The sequence below is a fragment of the Pseudanabaena sp. PCC 9330 genome, from assembly GCF_055795045.1.
The window spans coordinates 1-19,484 of the sequence record NZ_JAYFES010000092.1; the positions used below are offsets into that span (position 1 = coordinate 1).

At 60.2% G+C, this 19,484-nt stretch carries 15 protein-coding genes and 1 pseudogene; 11 read left to right on the plus strand and 5 right to left on the minus strand.

The window, feature by feature from the left end; translation table 11 throughout:
* Both AC0QKW_RS09290 and psbC read left to right on the plus strand, forming a co-directional pair.
* A pseudogene (locus AC0QKW_RS09290) lies at positions 1-125 on the plus strand (photosystem II D2 protein (photosystem q(a) protein)); the annotation flags it as partial.
* Positions 109-1,491, plus strand: coding sequence for a photosystem II reaction center protein CP43 (gene psbC / locus AC0QKW_RS09295; RefSeq protein ID WP_473150786.1), 1,383 nt, complete (start codon positions 109-111; stop codon positions 1,489-1,491). The pseudogene AC0QKW_RS09290 and the gene psbC, both read left to right, overlap by 17 nt.
* Before the next feature lie 75 nt (positions 1,492-1,566).
* Here the strand turns inward: psbC and AC0QKW_RS09300 are convergent, their stop codons facing one another.
* Positions 1,567-2,316 (minus strand): anti-sigma factor, encoded by a 750-nt coding sequence (locus AC0QKW_RS09300; RefSeq protein ID WP_473150787.1) that lies wholly within the window; start codon positions 2,314-2,316, stop codon positions 1,567-1,569.
* A 72-nt stretch (positions 2,317-2,388) separates the two neighbouring features.
* Complete coding sequence (locus AC0QKW_RS09305; protein ID WP_473150788.1) at positions 2,389-3,000, minus strand: sigma-70 family RNA polymerase sigma factor; 612 nt, start codon at positions 2,998-3,000, stop codon at positions 2,389-2,391.
* Between the two features lie 176 nt (positions 3,001-3,176).
* On the opposite strand from AC0QKW_RS09305, the gene AC0QKW_RS09310 reads away from it, so the two are divergent.
* Entirely contained in the window at positions 3,177-3,842 is a 666-nt protein-coding gene (locus AC0QKW_RS09310; RefSeq protein ID WP_473150789.1) for a DUF4439 domain-containing protein, read from the plus strand.
* Positions 3,843-3,934: 92 nt separating this feature from the next.
* Here the strand turns inward: AC0QKW_RS09310 and AC0QKW_RS09315 are convergent, their stop codons facing one another.
* Positions 3,935-7,672, minus strand: coding sequence for a substrate-binding domain-containing protein (locus tag AC0QKW_RS09315; protein WP_473150790.1), 3,738 nt, complete (start codon positions 7,670-7,672; stop codon positions 3,935-3,937).
* A gap of 307 nt (positions 7,673-7,979) precedes the next feature.
* Positions 7,980-8,975: a glutathione S-transferase family protein gene (locus tag AC0QKW_RS09320; RefSeq protein WP_473150791.1), complete on the minus strand. Its 996-nt coding sequence runs from the start codon at positions 8,973-8,975 to the stop codon at positions 7,980-7,982.
* 262 nt (positions 8,976-9,237) lie between these two features.
* Between AC0QKW_RS09320 and AC0QKW_RS09325 the strand changes: the two genes are divergently transcribed.
* The 5 genes from AC0QKW_RS09325 to AC0QKW_RS09345 all read left to right on the plus strand — a co-directional run bounded on the left by AC0QKW_RS09325 (position 9,238) and on the right by AC0QKW_RS09345 (position 15,460).
* Positions 9,238-10,065, plus strand: a complete 828-nt coding sequence (locus tag AC0QKW_RS09325) for a 3'-5' exonuclease (protein WP_473150792.1) — start codon at positions 9,238-9,240, stop codon at positions 10,063-10,065.
* 244 nt (positions 10,066-10,309) lie between these two features.
* A complete protein-coding gene (locus AC0QKW_RS09330; protein ID WP_473150793.1) occupies positions 10,310-11,440 on the plus strand; it encodes a WG repeat-containing protein in 1,131 nt (376 codons plus the stop codon).
* A 299-nt stretch (positions 11,441-11,739) separates the two neighbouring features.
* Complete coding sequence (gene gshB, locus AC0QKW_RS09335; protein WP_473150794.1) at positions 11,740-12,699, plus strand: glutathione synthase; 960 nt, start codon at positions 11,740-11,742, stop codon at positions 12,697-12,699.
* A 4-nt stretch (positions 12,700-12,703) separates the two neighbouring features.
* Positions 12,704-14,857, plus strand: coding sequence for a Tex family protein (locus AC0QKW_RS09340; protein WP_473150795.1), 2,154 nt, complete (start codon positions 12,704-12,706; stop codon positions 14,855-14,857).
* Between the two features lie 108 nt (positions 14,858-14,965).
* The gene (locus AC0QKW_RS09345; protein WP_473150796.1) at positions 14,966-15,460 is read left to right on the plus strand and encodes a SixA phosphatase family protein; all 495 of its coding nucleotides are present in this window, start codon (positions 14,966-14,968) and stop codon (positions 15,458-15,460) included.
* Positions 15,461-15,488: 28 nt separating this feature from the next.
* On the opposite strand, the gene AC0QKW_RS09350 is transcribed toward AC0QKW_RS09345, so the two are convergent.
* Complete coding sequence (locus AC0QKW_RS09350; RefSeq protein WP_473150797.1) at positions 15,489-16,322, minus strand: hypothetical protein; 834 nt, start codon at positions 16,320-16,322, stop codon at positions 15,489-15,491.
* A gap of 203 nt (positions 16,323-16,525) precedes the next feature.
* Between AC0QKW_RS09350 and AC0QKW_RS09355 the strand changes: the two genes are divergently transcribed.
* The 3 genes from AC0QKW_RS09355 (at position 16,526) to AC0QKW_RS09365 (ending at position 19,418) form a co-directional block, all read left to right on the plus strand.
* On the plus strand, positions 16,526-17,383 hold the full coding sequence (locus AC0QKW_RS09355) for an alpha/beta fold hydrolase (protein WP_473150865.1): 858 nt from the start codon (positions 16,526-16,528) through the stop codon (positions 17,381-17,383).
* 253 nt (positions 17,384-17,636) lie between these two features.
* Positions 17,637-17,879, plus strand: a complete 243-nt coding sequence (locus tag AC0QKW_RS09360) for a DUF6761 family protein (protein WP_473150798.1) — start codon at positions 17,637-17,639, stop codon at positions 17,877-17,879.
* A gap of 615 nt (positions 17,880-18,494) precedes the next feature.
* Positions 18,495-19,418, plus strand: coding sequence for an FTR1 family iron permease (locus AC0QKW_RS09365; RefSeq protein WP_473150799.1), 924 nt, complete (start codon positions 18,495-18,497; stop codon positions 19,416-19,418).
* Positions 19,419-19,484 lie beyond the last annotated feature (66 nt).

Consider the following 19,484-nt stretch of genomic DNA (forward strand, 5'->3'; position numbering starts at 1 on the left):
AAACCTTCTACACCAAGAACATCTTGCTGAACGAAGGCATCCGGGCCTGGATGGCACCCACTGACCAGCCCCATGAGAAGTTTGTATTCCCCGAAGAGGTACTCCCCCGTGGTAACGCTCTCTAGCAACTCGTTTATTGCTGGGCGCGACCAAGAATCTACCGGCTTTGCCTGGTGGTCTGGTAACGCTCGATTGATCAACCTATCCGGCAAGCTGCTGGGTGCCCACGTGGCCCACGCTGGTCTGATTGTGTTTTGGACAGGGGCAATGACCCTGTTTGAAGTGGCCCACTTTGTGCCCGACAAGCCCCTTTATGAGCAGGGCTTCATTCTCCTACCTCACCTCGCCACCCTAGGTTGGGGTGTTGGCCCCGGCGGTGAAGTGATCAACACCTACCCCTATTTTGTGGTCGGTGTGCTGCACCTCATCTCCTCTGCTGTGCTCGGTCTGGGTGGTGTTTACCACGCCCTGCGCGGCCCCGAAGTCCTAGAAGAGTACTCTTCTTTCTTCGGCTATGACTGGAAAGATAAGAACCAGATGACCAACATCATCGGCTACCACCTCATCCTGTTGGGTTGTGGTGCGCTGCTGCTGGTGCTGAAAGCCTGCGTCTTTGGCGGTGTCTACGACACCTGGGCCCCGGGCGGTGGCGACGTACGCGTCATCACCAACCCCACCCTCAACCCTGCGGTCATCTTTGGCTACCTGCTGGGCTCTCCCTTTGGTGGCGACGGCTGGATTGTCGGCGTCAACAACATGGAAGACATCATTGGCGGCCACATCTGGGTCGGCCTGATCTGCATCGGCGGCGGCATCTGGCACATTTTGACCAAGCCTTTTGGCTGGGCGCGTCGCGCTCTGATCTGGTCAGGTGAAGCCTACCTGTCCTACAGCCTCGGCGCTCTGTCGCTGATGGGCTTCATCGCCTCCTGCTACGTGTGGTTCAACAACACTGCCTACCCTTCTGAGTTCTACGGCCCCACCAACGCCGAGTCCTCTCAGGCTCAGGCAATGACCTTCCTGGTGCGCGACATGCGTCTGGGTGCCAACATCGGTGCGGCCCAAGGCCCCACCGGTCTGGGTAAGTACCTGATGCGCTCTCCCACGGGTGAGATCATCTTTGGTGGTGAAACCATGCGCTTCTGGGACTTCCAAGGCCCCTGGTTGGAGCCCCTGCGTGGCCCCAACGGTCTTGACCTCGACAAGCTGACCAACGACATCCAAGACTGGCAGGTGCGCCGCGCTGCTGAGTACATGACTCACGCGCCCAACGCCTCCATCAACTCGGTGGGTGGTGTAATCACCGAAATCAACTCGGTGAACTTCGTTAACCCCCGCCAGTGGCTGTCGACCTCTCACTTTGTACTGGGCTTCTTCTTCCTGATTGGCCACCTCTGGCATGCTGGTCGCGCTCGCGCGGCTGAGGCAGGTTTCGAGAAAGGCATCGATCGCGAAACTGAACCCGTACTCGCTATGGGCGACCTCGACTAGGTCTTACATAGCTCGAGAGGGTTGATTTAAAAACCTCCGGTCCTGAGACCGGAGGTTTTTGTTTGTGGAACTTGTCTATGACTGACTCTGCATCACCAAATCCCCGGCTGGAATGGGTGGATCGGCGGCATTTTCGGTGGTGATCAGCATCTGCACAGGAATGTCTGTACAGGTTGTATTGGGCAGAGACCACTGGTTTGTATCCTGTAGCGCATCGGGGTTGAACTCGCCGCAGAAAACGGGGTCGCTATCAGCTAAGGCCCAGAGGCGGTAGATTTCGTCTTCTGCCAGGGTGGGCAGGTCGGTGGTGACGATCAGGGCGGTTTGGTCGGTTGGGTTGACCAATAATCGAGCGTTGGCTTGAGGTTCGGCGTTGGTGCCGGTCAGGGTATAGAGGTAGTTGGCAGGTTGGCTAAAGCTGGCCACAACGGCCTCCTGTTGCAGCAGGGACAGGCGCAGGCGCTGGTTTTCTTGCAGGGCGAATGTGAGGGCGATCGCCGTGCCGAGCCAGCCTAGACCAAGGAGTAGCCTGCCCCAGGGAAGGGAGCGAGGAGCTGTGGAGGAGATGGGTGGTGGGGTGATCGCTGCTGCTGTGGGTGTGGCGGCGGTGGCGAGAATGCGATCGCGCAGCCCTGGCGGCGGCTGTACCTCGGGTAGCATCATGGGCAGAGCGTCCCAGGTGGTTTGTAGGGTGGCTAGCTCAGCAGCAACCTCGGGGTAGTCGTTCAGCCATTGCTCGACTAGGGTAGTATCGGCAGCGTCTAGGTCGTCGAGCACGTACCCGGCGAGGAGTTGTTGCCAGTTTTCAGGAAGCGTGGGAGTCATGGAGGAGAGGGTGGATAGGGTAGAGGTAGAGTCAGACCTATAGAACTGTCCCAATCGTTGGGAATGCCGGAATTAGGGCGATTCTCGGTGGGTTTGGAGGAGGCTGCGGAGGCGAAGTAGGCCCTGGCGGCAGCGAGATTTGACGGTACCGAGGGGAATGCCCAGCCGGGCGGCGATTTCAGACTGACTGAGGCCCTGGAAGTAGGCGATTTCGAGCACTTCGCGTTCGGCAGGGGGCAGCTGGTCGAGGGCGGTGCGCAGATGCTGGCGCTGTTCGACTAGGGTGGCGTGGTCGAGGGGGCTGGGGGATCTGCTGGCGGCGGCGGTGATGCGTTGAAAGCGCTGGAGGATGGTGGCCCGCCCGCTGCTGACCCGCAGGCGATCGATTGCCCGGGAGCGGGTATAGGTGGTCAGGTAGCTGCCCACACTGCCGCGATCGGGGTTATATTTTTGCCCCTGCCAAAAGCTGACAAAAACTTCCTGGGTGAGGTCTTCAGCTTCGGCGGGGTTGCCCAGCATCTTTAGAGCCAGGGTGTAGACCATTGCAGAGTAGCGATCGTAGAGGGTGGCTAGAGCCTGGGTATCGCCCGCCCAGAGCTGGTTGACTAGGCCGCGATCGCTGACTGGGTCGGGGGCCTGTGGGCCAGGAGGCTGAGCTTTAGGGGGCTGTGAAAAGGAGGGCATTGAGGGTCTGCCGGTAATACGGCTCAGGGGCTCAGAGTGGATGGGTAGGGGTGGGATGCAACAATCCAAAACTCAAGTCATGCAAAACTTTTCTGCCATCCAACCGCCACACCTAATCGTAATTGGGTTGAGTTCTAAAGAGACTCGTCTACGACGTTAGCGCAAAGGACATAGCTATGAATCACGATATGAAGTCTGCTGAATTGAGCCCCCTGACTGGGGTTTCGCGGCGGCGGGTGGTGGTCGGTGGGGCGATCGCAGGCCTCGCGGGCACCCTGGGTTTCTCAGCCTTTACCAAGCGGGCGGCCCAGGCTAGCACCCACGGCAGTGCGGCTGCCAACGATGTCGAGATTCTCAACGGGGCGCTGTATTACGAGCACCAGGCGATCTGGGCCTACAGCGCCGCTGCGGGCGGGCTGAGCGATACCGACGTGGGCCAAAAAGTGCTGAAAATTGCCCTGGCCAACCAGGCTGACCACATGGTGCACCGCGACACCCTCAGCCAGGTGATTACGGACCTGGGCGACATACCGATAATGGCCAAAGACAGCTACGACCTATCGGCCTACCTGGAGCGGGGCGACGGCGGTCTCGATTCGGACGTGAACATTGCCAAGCTGGCCCTGGCGCTAGAGACCGATGCCGCGATCGCCTACGCCAGCGAGGTTGCCCGTCTCCAGACCCCGGCCCTGATTACTGCTGGGGCCAGCATCGCCGCTGCTGAGGCCTCCCACGCCACCCTGATTCGCGCCGCATTTTTTGCCCTGGGGGTCGAGCTGCCCATCGTGGCGGCCCCCTTTGTCAGTGCCGATACCCGAGACCAGTGGGTGCTGAAGGTCTAGGGCAGCTAACGCTTTTCTGAAATCGTCACTACGTAAACAGCCACTCCTGACTATGGCCCTGGGCAATGCCCAGGGCTTTTTTCATACCCTGCCTACGCTTGGGGCGAGATGGCGGCCACTTCGCTAGATTGGGCGATCGCACCCCAGTCTCCTGCCGCGCTCAGGTAGCCCACCTCCACCACGTAGATCCGGTCCCACTGGGGAATGGGTAGATACCAGTCTTGGGCAAAGTCGTCGCGACAGCGCTGCTCGGCCACAGCGGCGGGCAGTGGGGCCGCAGTGGGGTGGCCAGTGACATCGTACAGGCGCAGGGCAAGAGTTTCGCCGCCCTGGTCTTTGGCCTGGGTGCGATCGCCGTCGTCAACCTGCCACACCGCATAAAAGCGATCGCCGTCGTGGTCGACCGAGAGCTTCACCCAGCTGGTTTGGGCGGGCGGTGTCTCGGTTGGCACCGGGTCAGCACTGACAACCACCGGCCCAAAGCTATCGGGCGAACTCGGGGGAATGCTGGCCAGCGCCGCTACCACCTCGGGGGGCAACCCCTCTAACCCGGTGGGTGCTTCAGACGCCGTCGCCTCGGGCGGCGGGGGAATGTAGTCGCCGGGCTCTAGGGGCACTGGCGGCGGCACGGGCATTGGTGCCGGGCGCAGGGGTAGTGCCGGGGTACCGCCCTCACTGGCTTCTACGGGCAGATCTTGGCGGATGGTGTCGAGATCTGTGGCTGCTGTCAGGTGCACCTGGCTGAGAAGTTCTTCTTCTAGGGGGCTAGGAGTAATGATTGGCTCTGGTGGCGCTGGCGGCTCTGGCGCGACCGCCGCAGCGGGTATTGGCCCAGGCGAGATTGGCGCAGCAGAAAACGGAGCCGTTGAACTGAGATCTGGCGGTATCGGGCCTGGGGTAATCACCCTGGCTCCACTTGCGGAGCCAGTTCCGCCGACTGAGGCGCTATTCTCAGCGTAGTCGGGCAGCTGCGCCGCTTCCGCCGCCAGAGCCGGGGGAACGTCGTAGCTCCCAGGGTTGTTGCTAGTGATTTCTACATCGGCGGAGGGCAACCCCTGCACCATCTGCTGAAGCTCTAGGGGCACATCGGGGTCGTAGCCAGAAAAAGGAGCATACTCTGGCACCACCACTCCTGGGACTGGCAATGGGGTGATCGGTTGATCGCCCCCAGGCCCAGGGGTAATGCCCGATCCCTCGGGGTAGCCGAGGGGCAGGTTCGCACCTGCTAGGCCAGATCCAGCGATGCCCAGTGAGCTTGCCCGCGCCAGGGCCGTCTGGGCCTCACTGTGGCGACCGAGCTGCGTCAGAGCCTGGCCTTTGCCCAGCCAGGCTTCTCCTGCTGACTGATCGATCTCTAGGGCGCTGTCAAAGCAAAAAATGGCTTCGTCGTAGCGGCCCATGGTGCTGAGCAAGCGCCCTTTGCCCACCCAGGCCTCGGTGACGCTGGAGTCGAGCTGCAGGGCGGCGTTGTAGCTGTCCATGGCGTCGTTGGCTTGGCCCAGCAGAGCTAGGGCATTGCCCCGTTGGGCCTGGGCCTGGGCGGCGATCGCATTGGTACCCTGGGCCGGCACTCCCGTGACTTCGGCCTTGCTGCGCTCGATTTCGGTAGCTTCTATGGCCTGGTTAAAGTAGATCAGCGCGGTGTCGTAGCGGCCCTCTCGCATCAGCCGCCGCCCCTCCGCGAGATTGATCCGGGCCTGCTCCAGCTTGCTGGGGGAGGTGCTGGGGGTGTAGTCGTCAGCGGGTACTAGCCCGGCCTCAGGGGGCCAAGCTTCCCCGCTAGGGGGCAGCGGGTCGCCCCCGGGAGAAGGATTGCCGACCCCAGAGAAGTCAATCCCGAGGCCGGGGCCAAGACCAGAATTGGTCTCCAGCGCCTCATCGTCTGGCTCCTTGTCTTCGCCCTTGGCCCCCAGTATTGACCCCAGCAGGCCCGCCACAAATAACAACAGAGGAATCGCCCCCAGAGCCCACCAGGCGGCAGGGGGCAAGTTGCGAATGCGATCGCCTAGATTGCCCAGGTCGGTAGCGGGCTCGGCGGGCTCCGTGGCCGTAGCGGTGACCAGACTGCCCTGGCGATCGCGCAGTTGAACGGTGCGATCGCTGCTGCCCACCACCATCTGGCCCTCAGGGGTAAAGCCCAGAGATGCGGCGGGGGCATCGAGCTGCACAGGCTCTGGTAGCTGTGGGGTGCCATCGACTCCCCAGAGTTGCAGGGTGCTGTCGACCCCGGCGCTGGCCAGGGTGCTGCCGTCGGGGGTGTAGGCCACGGCACTGACCGCATTCTCGTGGGCCTGAATGGCCTCGCCCCGGGGCTGGAGAGTGGATCGATCCCACTGTCGCAGGGTGCCGTCGCCGCCAGTGGTGGTGATCACCTGGCCATCGGGGGTACTGGTGATGGCGGTAACGCCATTTTGGTGGGCGTTGTCAACCTGTTCGGCGGGGGTGCCGTCGGCATTCCAAACTCGCAGACTGCCGTCGCTACTGCCGGTGAGAAAGACCTGCGCCCCCGCCGGAAAGTGAATTGCCTGTACCGGCCCGCTGTGAGCTGCGATCGGTTCACCACCCATCGGCTCGCCGCTGGCCACCGCCCAGCGCTCTACGGTGCCATCGGCATGACCACTCGTCAGCATGGTGCCGTCGGGCTTGAGGGCCAGCGCCAAGATTGGCCCACCCTGGCCCGTCAGCGGTGTCCCCAGGGGGGCACCATTGCGATCCCATCGGTGGATGGTGCCGTCGGCCCCGCTGCTGATTACGGTCTGGCTGTCGGGGCTGATTGCCACTGCCGACACAGCCCCCCGGTGGGCATCGGCAATGGTGGTACCCGTGGGGCTGCCCTCGGCGTCGAGCCACTCGAGCTGCCCGTCTTCGGTGCCGCGCACCATAAAGCGCCCATCGGGGGCCAGGGCGATGCCGCCGGGTAAACGGTTGGCCCCCACGGTGACGTTGGCGCTGGCGGTCTGTTTGGCCTCGGCGATCGCCGCCTGGCCCTCGGCATTGGTAGCAAAGCCCAAAAAGGCCTCAATGGGTAGGCTGGGCTCGCCTCGATAGATGTAGTTGCGCGGCTGAGAGTAGGGGTAGCGGGGGTCGTCGATCAGGGTATTGTGCATGCTTAGGGGCCGCACCGCATCTTGGTTGACCACCTCGGAGGCGATCGCATAGCTAATGCCGTCGCTGCCCAGAGCGCGCACCACAGCAGCGGTGTCGTCAACCTCTACCAGCTCGGCCTCAGGGCCAGCTTCAAAGGGTTTGCCCTTAAAAAGGTCATAGTCGGCCAGGGCTAGCCGGGTGTCGCTAGTGGCGGGACGATCGACAAAGCGAATGCGCACGTCTGGCCCACCGATCTGCGACCAGTTAGTAATTTCGCCACGAAATATAGCGGCAAAATCGCCAGAGGTGAGATCGCCGCGAAAGGGGTTGTCGCGGCCCACGATAATGGCAATCTTTTCCCGCGTCACCGGAATCGAGGTAAGACTGGGATCGGCTTCGGCTTCCCGCAGCGCTCGCCCTAGGGCAGCCAAATCAATGGTGCCATTGCTCAGGGCTGTCAGCGCCTGCTCGTCGCTACTGACAGACAGAGTCACCCGCGCCCCAGGGTAGCGCTGCTCAAAGCTTTCCTTCAGGCTCTGGTTGATGCCCGCCATCGACGGTGCGCCGTCAATACTCAGGGTGGTATCGGCGGCAACACTGTCTGGCTGAGTGAAACTGGGCGTGGGTTCTGCGGTCACCTGGGCCAGTAGCCTCATCTCAGAGCGCAGCAAGCTCATCGGCAGCGCGGTCAGGGCGCTGATCACTACCAGCATGGCCAAAGACGGCTTACGACGCGGATGCATAGCGATACCCAGAGTCACTAGAGGATCTGCTAAAGGATACCTCCTGGAATGGGGGGTGGAGCGGTTTTTTTGGGGAGAGGAAAGTTTTGAGGGGTTTTGGGGGTTTGGGGCTGTAGCTCGTTGGCAGATTTAGAAGGCGAGGAGGTCAGAACATTCGCAGGCTGGAGCATTCTGACCTGCCAGATTGGCTGGCTGCCCTTCTCCATGGTTCCCTACGCCAGTGCCTCCAACGGTACTGGCGATTTGGCTACCGAGTCTAAGTCACACCCCTGCATTGAATTAGCGTCTCTAGCGGTCTCGGCTAGGGCTATATCGACCGACTGCTGGCAGCAGCCAGATCAAATCGCTGGGGGCGATCGCAGGGGGCGTCAAAGTCGATCACTGGCCCCTTGGGCACGATCTGATGGGGGTTTACGCCCGGGTGGCTCATGTAGTAATGGCGTTTGATGTGATCGAGGTTGCAGGTGTTTTTGAAGGCGGGCTGCTGGTACAGGTCGCGCAAATAGCCCCACAGGTTGGGATAGTCAACTATGCGCCGCAGGTTGCATTTGAAGTGCACGTAGTAGACCGCATCAAAGCGGTAGAGGGTGGTAAACAGGCAAATATCGGCTTCGGTGAGGCGATCGCCGCACAGGTAGCGCTGCTTCTCTAACACAGCTTCCCAATGGTCGAGGGCGGCGAACAGCTCAGTTACCGCCTCGTCGTAGGCACCCTGCTGGGTGGCAAACCCGGCCCGATAGACGCCATTGTTGATGGGTTGGTAAATGGCGTCTATGGCCGCATCTACCTGGTTCGTCAGATCGGCGGGGCAGAGATTTACCGAGTTGGTGGCCACCTCATTCCACTCGGTGTCGAGCATGCGAATGATCTCGCGCGACTCGTTGTTGACGATGGTTTGGGTTTGCTTGTCCCACAAAATGGGCACGGTCACCCGGCCTGAAATATCGGGCTTGGCTTTGACGTAGATCTCCCGCAGATACTGCGCTCCATTCACCGTATCGGGAATTGCGCCGGGGTAATCGCTAAAAGCCCAGCCCTCGTCACCCATGTAAGGATCTACCACCGACACCGAGATAGCATTTGTCAGGCCCTTGAGCTCACGCATGATCAGAGTGCGGTGCGCCCAGGGGCAGGCCAGCGAGACGTATAAGTGATAGCGATCGACTTCGGGTCTGAATGGGCTGGAGCCATCTGCCTTGGTCCAATGGTGAAAGTCGGTCTCAGGGCGGATAAACCGACCCTGGTTGTCTTCTTGGCTGCGATCTTTTTGCCATTGACCGTTTACCAGTAGGCCCAGTCCCATAGGGTCTCCTTCAATTTTCTTTACAATTTCTGTTGGTTTTAGCCTAGCGTTTTTTCCTCCAGCCGTCCTCTGGCTAAAGGGGGACCCCAAACGGGCTGGCCCTGGGCTCATTTTTTTGCCATGTTTGCTGATTTTTGACTGATGCTATAGCGGCGGCGAGATCTCTAGTCCTTAGATTCTCTGGGCTGTGATGCGATCGCAACCGGCAAAGTGTGGCACCTTTAGAGGACTCCCGCTAAAAGACTTCCGCAGTTGTAGCCCTATGGTTCCTGTATCGGTGGGCGGCATCGCCCAGTCTGCCCTGTTGACAGACCATCTGCTGGCCTACTATCGCCAGCTGCCCCAGGCTCAACTCACCGTGGTCGATGTCGAGACCACCGGGTCGCGGCCCCACGAGGCGCGGGTGATTGAGATTGCTCTGGTGCAGGGCTCTTTGGCAGAGGGTATTACCCACGAGGCGACGTTTTTAGTCAACGCCAATGTGCGGGTACCCCACAACATTACTCGTCTGACCGGCATTACCACTGCCATGGTAGAGCAGGGCACCGCCGCTGACACCGTCTGGCAAAGCCTAGCTCAGCCGCTCAGCCAGGGGGTGCTCACCGGCCACAACCTGGCCTTTGACTACAGCTTTATAAAGTCAGAGTTTGGGCGCCTGGGGCACCCGTTTAGCCGCCCCGATACCCAGCAGTTTTGTACGGTGATTTTGTCGCGGCTGCTGCTGGCCGACCTGCCGTCGCGCAGTCTGCCCCAGCTGGTGCGCCACTTTGGCTTTGACGTGGGGCGATCGCACCGCGCCCTGGCCGACACCAAAGCCTGCTGGCTGCTGGCCAATCTGCTGCTAGAGCGCCTGGCCGACACCTCCGACGACGATCTCAGGCAGCAGTTTGAGCAGCAGTGGGTGCCTATTAGAGAAGCCGCCAAAGCCTTTGGCCACACGCGCCTAGAACTACAGCAGATGCTCGATGGTCGGGGCTGCGATCGACGTACCTCCCGCCGGGGCAATCGCCATATGTATCGCCGGGGCGCCCTAGAGGCGCTTTACCGCGATCTGCATAGCGATCAGCTGTCGCTCAACCTCGGAGATTGACCCCTCATATCGAATCCTGCTTGGCTACCCCCGATTCAGCCGGGCGCACAGCGGTGCGCCCCTACGGATTGCCCAAATAGGCGGATTGCGTTGGGGCAAAGGGTGTTTGCCTAGCCTGAACTTTTTCAGAAATTTCTCGCCGTTTGGCTCTAGATCAGTCATGGTGTGTGTGAGGGCAAGGGTGACCTGGCCACAAGATTTGTCGACTGGCACCCAGGCAACAAGAGGGGGCGAGGGATAGAAAATGGGGCGATCGCACACCAAGATTCAACGCTATGGTCGGTTCATCGGGCTGGGGCTAGGGCTGTCGGTGCTGACGGCCTGGGCGGCAGGTTCTATGGTAGAGAGGCGCGTGCCGCAGGGGGCGACGGCAATGCTAGAGTTCATAAATCCTCAGCCCGTTGCCCAGGCCAGTACTATGACCAGCCCTCTGCTGTTTGATGCGGTTTCAGACTTTGCCGAGGGGGTGGCGATGGTGCGCACCAAGTCGACCCTGGGCTACATCGATCGCAGCGGCAATTTATCTATTCAGGTGGCTGACAGCAGTGTCACTGTCGCCGCCGACTATGCCGAGGGGTTGGCGATCGCCCAGGCTGGTGCCTATGTGGGCTATCTCGATCGCCAGGGCGAGTGGACCATCCCGGTACAGTTTCGTCAGGCCAAAACCTTCTCGGGCGGGCTGGCAGCGGTGCAAGGGGGCACCAAGTACGGCTATATCAACACCGAGGGAGAATGGGTGATCGAGCCGCAGTTTGACTTGGCCGAGCCCTTTGTGGGCGATCGCGCTTTGATCAAGCTGGGTGACGCCTACGGCTATGTCGATACCGAGGGGCGCACCGTCGTACCGCCCACCTTCAAAGACGCCTGGAGCTTTGCCGAGTCGTTAGCGGTGGCCAGGGTAGACCAGCTCTATGGCTACATTGACCCCGCTGGCACCATGGCGATCGCTCCTGCTTATGACGGGGCTTTTAGCTTCTCAGAGGGGCTGGCGCGGGTGCGCCAGGGCCGCACCTTTGGCTTTATCGACACCGAGGGCAAGGTGGCGATCGCCCCCACCCTGGCCTTTGCCTCTGACTTTTCTGAGGGACTAGCGGCAGTGCTGATCGACGGTCAGTGGGGCTACCTCGATCGCACCGGCAGCGTTGCCATTGCGCCCCAGTTTGCCTATGCTGCCGACTTTTCTGAGGGGCTAGCGGTGGTTCAGCAAGACGGCCAGTTTGGCTACATCAATGCCCAGGGCGGCTGGGCGATCGTTCCTCAATACGCCAATGCGGGCCGGTTTTCTGAGGGACGGGCTCGGGTGCAGATTGGCGATCGCTGGGGCTTTATCGATAGCGAGGGCAATCTGCTCACTCGGGCCGGTTTAGCTGACTAATGTTCTGTTAAGCCTTCACTTGTAGGTTGAGTGAAGCGCTAGCGGAACCCAACAAAGCTTACTGCCGTTGGGTTTCACTTCGTTTCACCCAACCTACGCAGAGCTAAAAGATCTCGGTTTCAGATTCTCAGTTAAGTTGGTCGGCGGAATCCTTCGTAGGATGCGTTGGGCTCTGTTCGCCCTGGCCTGGAAGTAAAATTCCTTCTGATCGTCATCGGTTCATCGCTTCCGCCTCGCTCCCTCAGGCTAAACCCATCCGTGGGATGCTAAAACTCTAGTCAGAGTCATGAGCACCGCCTGTGAAATTTGCTTTTATCATCGACCCCATCCACCGCCTCGACCCCGGCCACGACACCAGCGTCGCCCTGATGGAGGCGGCCCAGCAGCGCGGCCACGAGGTGTGGATTACGTCCGCCAATGCTCTAAGTGTGGTGGCAGGTCAGGCACTGGCGTTAATGCAGCCGGTAAAGCTCACTCCGGTGACGTTGGTTGACGGGTTGTGGGTCGCCGCCAACCCCTGGTTTGAGCTAGGTGACGCGGTGCAGCGCCCCCTAGAAGACATGGATGCGGTGTTTATGCGTACCGACCCGCCGGTCACCGTGCCCTACCTCTACGCCACCTACATTCTCGACTACGTTGACCCGGCCAAAACCCGCGTGGTCAACGCTCCCAGCGGGCTGCGGGCAGCAAATGAAAAAATGTATGCGCTTCAGTTTACCGAAGCCATTCCTGAAACCATCGTCACCCAGAGCAAAGCAGTGATTCGCGAAACCATAGAGCGCTGGGGTCAGGCGGTGCTCAAGCCCCTGGGGGGCAAAGCCGGGGAGGGGATTTTGTTTTTGCAGGCGGGCGATCGCAACCTCAACTCCATGGTCGAGATCAGCACCCAGCAGGGCAAAGAGCCGGTGATGGTGCAGACCTACCTGCCCGCCGCTAAGGACGGCGACAAGCGCATTATTTTGCTCGATGGCGACCCCATCGGCGCGGTCAACCGCATTCCCACCGGCAGCGAGTTTCGCGGCAACATGGCGGTGGGCGGTCGGGTGGCCCAGGTCGAGATTACCGATCGCGATCGCGACATTTGCCGCCAGCTCGCCCCCACTCTGCGACGCGACGGCCTCTATTTTGTCGGCATTGACATCATCGGCGGCTACCTCACCGAGATCAACGTCACCAGCCCCACCGGCATTCGCGAGATCGATCGCCTCGACAACCTGCGCCTGGGCGACCAGACTATCGCCTGGGTCGAGGAGAAGTAGCGCCATGGCCACCTTTGCCGCCCTAATTGCCGCCGAGATAGACATTCGCCCTGCCCAGGTAGACGCCACCCTAGACCTGTTTGCCGAAGGGGCGACGGTGCCCTTTGTGGCCCGCTACCGCAAAGAGCGCACCGGCGATTTAGACGAAGTGCAGCTTAGGCAGATCGCCGAGCGCCATCAGTATCTGACGGAGCTGGAAGACCGTAGAAAAACCGTGCTGAGCGAGATCGAGTCCCAGGGCAAGCTCACTGAACCGCTAAAGGCCGCCATTCTCGCTTGCCAGCACAAGACCGAGCTAGAAGATCTCTATCTGCCCTACCGCCCCAAGCGTCGCACCCGCGCCACCATGGCCAAAGAAAAGGGGCTAGAACCCCTGGCCCAGCAGATCGAGGCGCTGAACCTATCGGGGAAGAAGGCTGTTCTCAGCCAGGAAGCCCAGCCCTTTGTGAATCCTAAATTGGGGGTGGAGTCGGTAGAGGACGCCCTCCAGGGGGCGGCAGATATTTTGGCAGAGCAGGTGGCAGAGCGGGCCGATCTGCGGCGGTATGTGCGTGATCAACTACTGAAGCAGGGCCAGTTCACGGCCAGCGTCAAAAAGGGCCACCCCGAGGGCAGCACCAAGTATGAGATGTATCGGGCTTACCAGAGTCCGGTGCGCTCCATTGCTTCCCACAATCTGCTGGCCATTTTGCGGGGCGATCGCGAAGGCATTCTCAAGGTCGGCCTGGAGGTCGATGCCGACGGCATCCTCCAAACCCTGGAAAAGCGCGTGGTCAAAACCACCGCTGCCGAGGTGCGCCGCTTTTACCGAGAGCTGATCGAGGACGCCTACAGCCGCCTGATGAAGCCCTCGTTGACCAACGAGGTGATGGCCGAGAAAAAAGCCTGGGCCGACGAGGTGTCGATCCAGACCTTTGAGGCGAATTTGAAGAACCTGCTGCTGTCGCCCCCGGCGGGCATGAAGCCCACCCTGGGGGTGGACCCCGGCTTTCGCACCGGCTGCAAGGTGGCGGCGGTGGATGCGACCGGCAAGTTTTTGGAATACCAGGCGGTCTTTCCCCACCAGTCCCAAAACCAGCGGCGGCAGGCGGCAGATACCCTGGCAGGGATGATTCGCAAACACCAGATCGAGCTGATTGCGATCGGCAATGGCACCGCCAGCCGCGAGACCGATGCCTTTGTGGGCGAAGTCCTGAAAAACCTGGCGAACCCGCCGGTGAAAGTTCTGGTCAACGAATCTGGCGCGTCGATCTACTCCGCCAGCGAGGTGGCGGCGGCGGAATTTCCCGACCTGGATGTGACGGTGCGGGGGGCGATTAGCATTGCCCGCCGGCTGCAAGACCCCCTGGCGGAGCTGGTGAAGATCGACCCCAAATCCATTGGCGTCGGCCAGTACCAGCACGATGTCGATCAAAAGCGGCTGAAGCAAAAGCTGGATGAAACCATCGAGAGCTGCGTCAACTACGTGGGCGTGGATCTGAACATGGCCTCGCGGGAGCTGCTCACCCACGTGTCGGGGCTGAGCCCGGCGGTGGCCAACAACATTGTCGAATTTCGCGATGCCAACGGCGCGTTTCAGTCGCGGCGGGAGCTGCTGAAGGTGAAAAAGCTGGGGCCCAAGGCCTTTGAGCAGGCGGCGGGGTTTCTGCGCATTCGCAACGGCAAAAACCCGCTAGACAACACGGCGGTACACCCGGAGAGCTACGGCATTGTGGATGCGATCGCCGCTCACCTCAGCCTTCCCCTGAACGACATTTCCAAGGCCAGCGATCGCCTGAAACGTCTTGACCTGAAGCAATTCACCACCGCCACCGCTGGCGCACTCACCCTGCGCGACATTCTCACCGAGCTAGAGAAGCCGGGGCGCGACCCCCGCGAGCAGTTTACCTACGCCCGCTTTCAAGAGGGCGTTAGCGAAATCACTGACCTAAAGCCGGGCATGACCCTGGAGGGAGTGGTCACCAACGTCACCAACTTTGGCGCATTTGTAGATGTGGGCGTCCATCAAGATGGGCTGGTGCATATTTCGCAAATGGCCGATCGCTTTGTCAGCGACCCCAACGAGATTGTCAAAGTGGGCCAGGTGGTGCAGGTGCGGGTGATGGAAGTAGACCCCAAGCTCAAGCGCATTGGCCTGTCGATGCGGGCAAAGGCTTAGCCCCCAGTTTTAGCCCTAGATAAAAATCAATGGAGAACGTTGATTCCCCCCCAGCGATCTTCTAAGGTGGGCAAGGGCACACCACCCTGGAGCCACCACCCCAAGACCATGACCAAAACCCTTATTCTCTTTCGCCACGGCAAGTCTGACTGGGATGCCAGCCCCCTGAGCGATCGCGATCGCCCCCTGGCCGAACGGGGCATTATCGCCGCCAAAACCATGGGCAAGCTGCTAGCCACCGCTAAAAAAGTGCCCGACCTGGCCGTCACCTCCTCGGCGGTGCGCGCCCGCACCACCCTAGAGCTGGCCATGGCGGCAGGCCATTGGAACTGTCCTACGGAGATCACTGACGATCTCTACGAAGCCAACATCGATCAGGTGCTCGACGTCATTCACCGCACCCCCGAGGGCTACGAGGCGCTCATGCTGGTGGGCCACGAACCGACCTGGTCAGACGCCATTTCCTTTTTGACCGGGGGCGGACGCGCCAAAATGCCCACCGCCGCCATGGTCTGCCTAGAGTTTGAGATTGCCAGCTGGTCTCAGGTGGAGTATGGCCGAGGCACTTTGCTGTGGCTGCTGCCACCCCGGCTGTTTACCTAGCCCCGGCTGTTTACCTTGATAGATGACTCTAGGAAACCTGTCGGGTGCTGATTGCCACCCTCCCAGCCTCAGGGCAGTAGGCATTGAGGTGTTCTCCTTCCACCACTATCAGCCCCACAGCCGTGTGTATATAGACTTTGCCGTCAAGGGCATAGACCACCGGGGCTAGGGCCGGGTCTACAGTGACCTGGCGCGCGGCTGGGGTCGGGGTTTGGGCAGGCGCGGCCCCCACAACGGGTTTGATCGCAGTCGAGGGGATGGGACGAGTCGATGCGGCGGGCATGTTTTTGACCGCGGGTGGAGCCCAAAGACAAGTGCGATCGCCCTCGTCACAGGCGTCTTTTTCGAGCCACACCATGAGGTCATCGCCGTGGTGTACGGTCTCGCCGCGCAAGGTATCGACGTAGAGGGTGCCACTGTTGATGGCAATATCGCGCACCGGATACCACTGGTAGTCAGCCAGCACAAACAGATCGAGCTGGAGATGGCGATTGGTGAGGCGACTGGGGTGAGTCCACCACTGCTTCCACAGCTGGCGAGCCTGGGCATAGACCAGATGGTAGCCATCGGGTATAGGGTGCAGGGTGTAGCACAGGACTTGGCTATCTAACCCCTGCCCAACTGGGACAAAGTGGTGATCGATCAGAATCTGGTGCAGCACCTCGGTGTATTCGGTGTCTTTGCGTATCTCGGTACGGGGCGGTATGGTTTCGTCAAAAGCAGTGGCTAACAGGTTGCCCTTACGCCCAAAGAGCTGGCGGGCGCGGTTGGTCGGCTGTACCCGCAGCGATTGATTGGCCTCTAGGATGGCATCTCCAGAGACAAACCACTGCATTAAGGTCAAATCATCCAGTGCGGTCATTTCAGGACCATAAATTGAAGCCCAGGGCAGCGATGAGATCTCTAGCCCTGCTCTCTAACCTCTACGGGGGGTCAGACCCCTCACCCGGTTATTTCTTGGCCAGATTTATTTATGCCGTGAGAAGCACAGGCGTGATGGGGCGATCGCCCTACCCGGCAAGGGCAGATCGGTATAGTGAGGAGGATGGGCGACCGAGGGATGGCATGACCACAGCAGACCGGCAGCACGGATTTCTCAAAACTAACGGGGTAAACCTGCACTACGTGCGCCAGGGCCAGGGGCCGCTGATGCTGTTTCTCCACGGCTTCCCAGAATTTTGGTACTCCTGGCGGCACCAGCTCGACCACTTTGCCGCCCATTACACCTGCGTAGCCCTCGACCTGCGCGGCTACAACGACAGCGACAAGCCCCAGGGCGTAGACGCCTACCGCATGGCCCAGCTGGTGGAAGATGTGCGGGGGGTAATTCAATCGCTGGGAGATGGGCCGGTGACGCTGGTGGGCCACGACTGGGGCGGCGCGATCGCCTGGGCCTTTGCCTACGCCCATCCCGACCTGCTCGAACGACTCATTGTGATGAATATGCCCCACCCAGCCAAGTTTGCCGAGGGCCTGCGCACCCCCCAGCAGATGCTCAAAAGCTGGTATATCGGGGTCTTTCAGCTACCGCTGCTGCCCGAGCTACTGCTACAGGCAGGGGATTTCTGGCTGATTGAGCAGATTTTTCGGGGTATGGCGATCGACAAGGCTGCCTTTAGCGATGCCGACCTTCGGGAGTACAAAGCCGCCGCTGCCAAACCCGGTGCCCTCACGGCCATGGTCAACTACTACCGGGCGATCGCCTCCAGTTTGGCCAGCCCAAGCCCTTGGGGTGTGCTCAACCTGCCCACCCTGATGATCTGGGGCGAAGACGACACTGCTCTCGGCAAAGAACTCACCCTCGGCACCGGGGCCTACATCAGCGACCTGCGCCTGCGCTACATTCCCCAGTGCAGCCACTGGGTGCAGCAAGAGCAGCCCCATCAGGTCAACGCTCTGATAGCCGAGTTTCTGAATGCCTGAGAGCGTGTCAGAGCCCGATATGGGTAACCTAGAGATAAGCTGCATCCCTTCGGTAGAGTGTCTCTGCCATCCAGCCCCCTGCCATGGGGCATAGTGTCATAATCCACACCCCACGCCCATGGGAAAACGGTGTATAAAAATACGTATAACGGTACGTTAAGAAAACCGCTATAGCTTTCACCCTTTGGTGGAAAATTTAAAGTACAGAGAGCGATCTACCCCTAGCCAACGCCGAGTTATAGGTCAACCTCCCATGCTTCAGGATGCCAAAGCCGTTCGGTACTATCAGCGAATCACTGACGCCTTCGTCGACCAGTGGAACCGAGGGTATCGCACCAGTGAGTTGCGCCTCTACCTCGAAGGTTACCTCGCCTCCCTCCGTCACTCCGACGCCCTAGAGCCCTACTGGGTTCACCGCCTCGAAGAAGACGCCATTCGCTATCTCAACGATCCGTCCAACTTTGCCATTCCCATGCCCGAGCCTGAGATTTACTGATGCTGGCTACCGCTGAGCTAACTCAGCGTTTTTTTTGCGCTGTTGCCGGTTGAGCTGTCGCCGTGGCACTGGTTCGCCACATCTCTGAACTGGTCAACCAATCTGAGGCTGTGGCTGCCCAAAATGGCCCTTCATACTCAGCGGCTTGCCCTTTCAATCAGGCGATACCGTCGAGGTTAATGCTCTAGAGCAGCGTTTTGGCCCTCAGCAGGCGCATCCGATCGCGATCGCATTGCCATAGATCAAGACCAGCTACACAGTGCAGCAGCCCAAGTGAGCGAGTGGGTGTTAGCCGAAGATGAAGCGGCCTAGCAGTTTTATAGTTCTGTCAGTTTTATAGTTCTGTGTAGTTGTGGGTCTTCTGTACCGTCCTGTAGGCATAAGGGCTACCTCTAGGGCAGATCTTAGAGGTTCTGGCTTCGGCCCTAGCTGCCCGCAAGCCAAGAATCATAGCGGCAGAGCACTAGGGTAGGGTCGTCGGTGATTTTGAGGTTCAGCCGCTCTGAGATGGGACAGCTCAAAAGTTTACTGGGTCTGGCCTCTCGCGCTGCAAAGGGCCAGGTTGTTTGACACAATACCAGTAGCCCTCTGCCCCTCTCTCCATATACGCCCCGCATGGACATTACCGCTGCTCTGCCCACATTTTTTATCACCCTGCGCGAAGGGGTCGAGGCGGCCCTGGTGGTCGGCATTGTACTCGCCTGCCTGGCCAAGGCCAACCGCCAGGCCCTCAACCCCTGGGTCTACGGCGGGGTAGCCGCTGGGCTAGCGGGCAGCGTGCTGCTGGGTTTGGCCCTGGGTATGGGCCTGCAACAGCTCCAGCAGGGGTTGCCGGGGCTGCAACTGGTGGTGAAGCCGCTGCTGAATGTGCTGTTTGGCGCGATCGCCATCGTTATGCTGAGCTGGATGCTGCTGTGGATGACCCGCCAGGCCCGCAGCCTCAAAGGCGAGATCGAAGGCACGGTGCGATCGGCCCTCGACGACCACCAAACCGCTGGCTGGAGCATCTTTAGTCTGGTGTGTATCGCCGTACTGCGCGAAGGCTTTGAGACCGTACTTTTTGTGTTTACCAATGTGGAGACCAGCTTGGTAGCTGGGTTAGGGGCGATCGCCGGGCTGCTGGGCGCAGTGCTCATTGGCCTAGCCCTGTTTGGCTGGGGCATTCGCATCAACCTTAAGCTCTTCTTTCAGGTTATGGGGGTGCTGCTGCTGCTGATCGTTGGCAGTCTAGTGATCTCAGTGTTTAAGAATCTCGACGTCTTTTTGGCCAACCTCAGCCAAATCAACCCCGCCGCCGACCTCTGTTTTGCCCAAACCTCCTGCATTCTTGGTCCCCAGCTGTGGGATGCCAGTGGCGTGCTGAGCGATCGCCAGTTCCCTGGCGTAGTGCTCAAGCTCTTGCTCGGCTACCGCGATCATTTTTATCTAGTACAGCTAGTTGCATACCTGAGCTTTTTGGCGATCGTTGGCAACAGCTACTTTCGTAGCCTTAACCCCATCACCCCAACATCCTCGGCTACTCCTAGCCACACACCGTAGTGTGGGTTAACCCCATAATCTGAGGCGATCGCCCCAAGGCAAACTTAACTACATTCAGGCCATCAC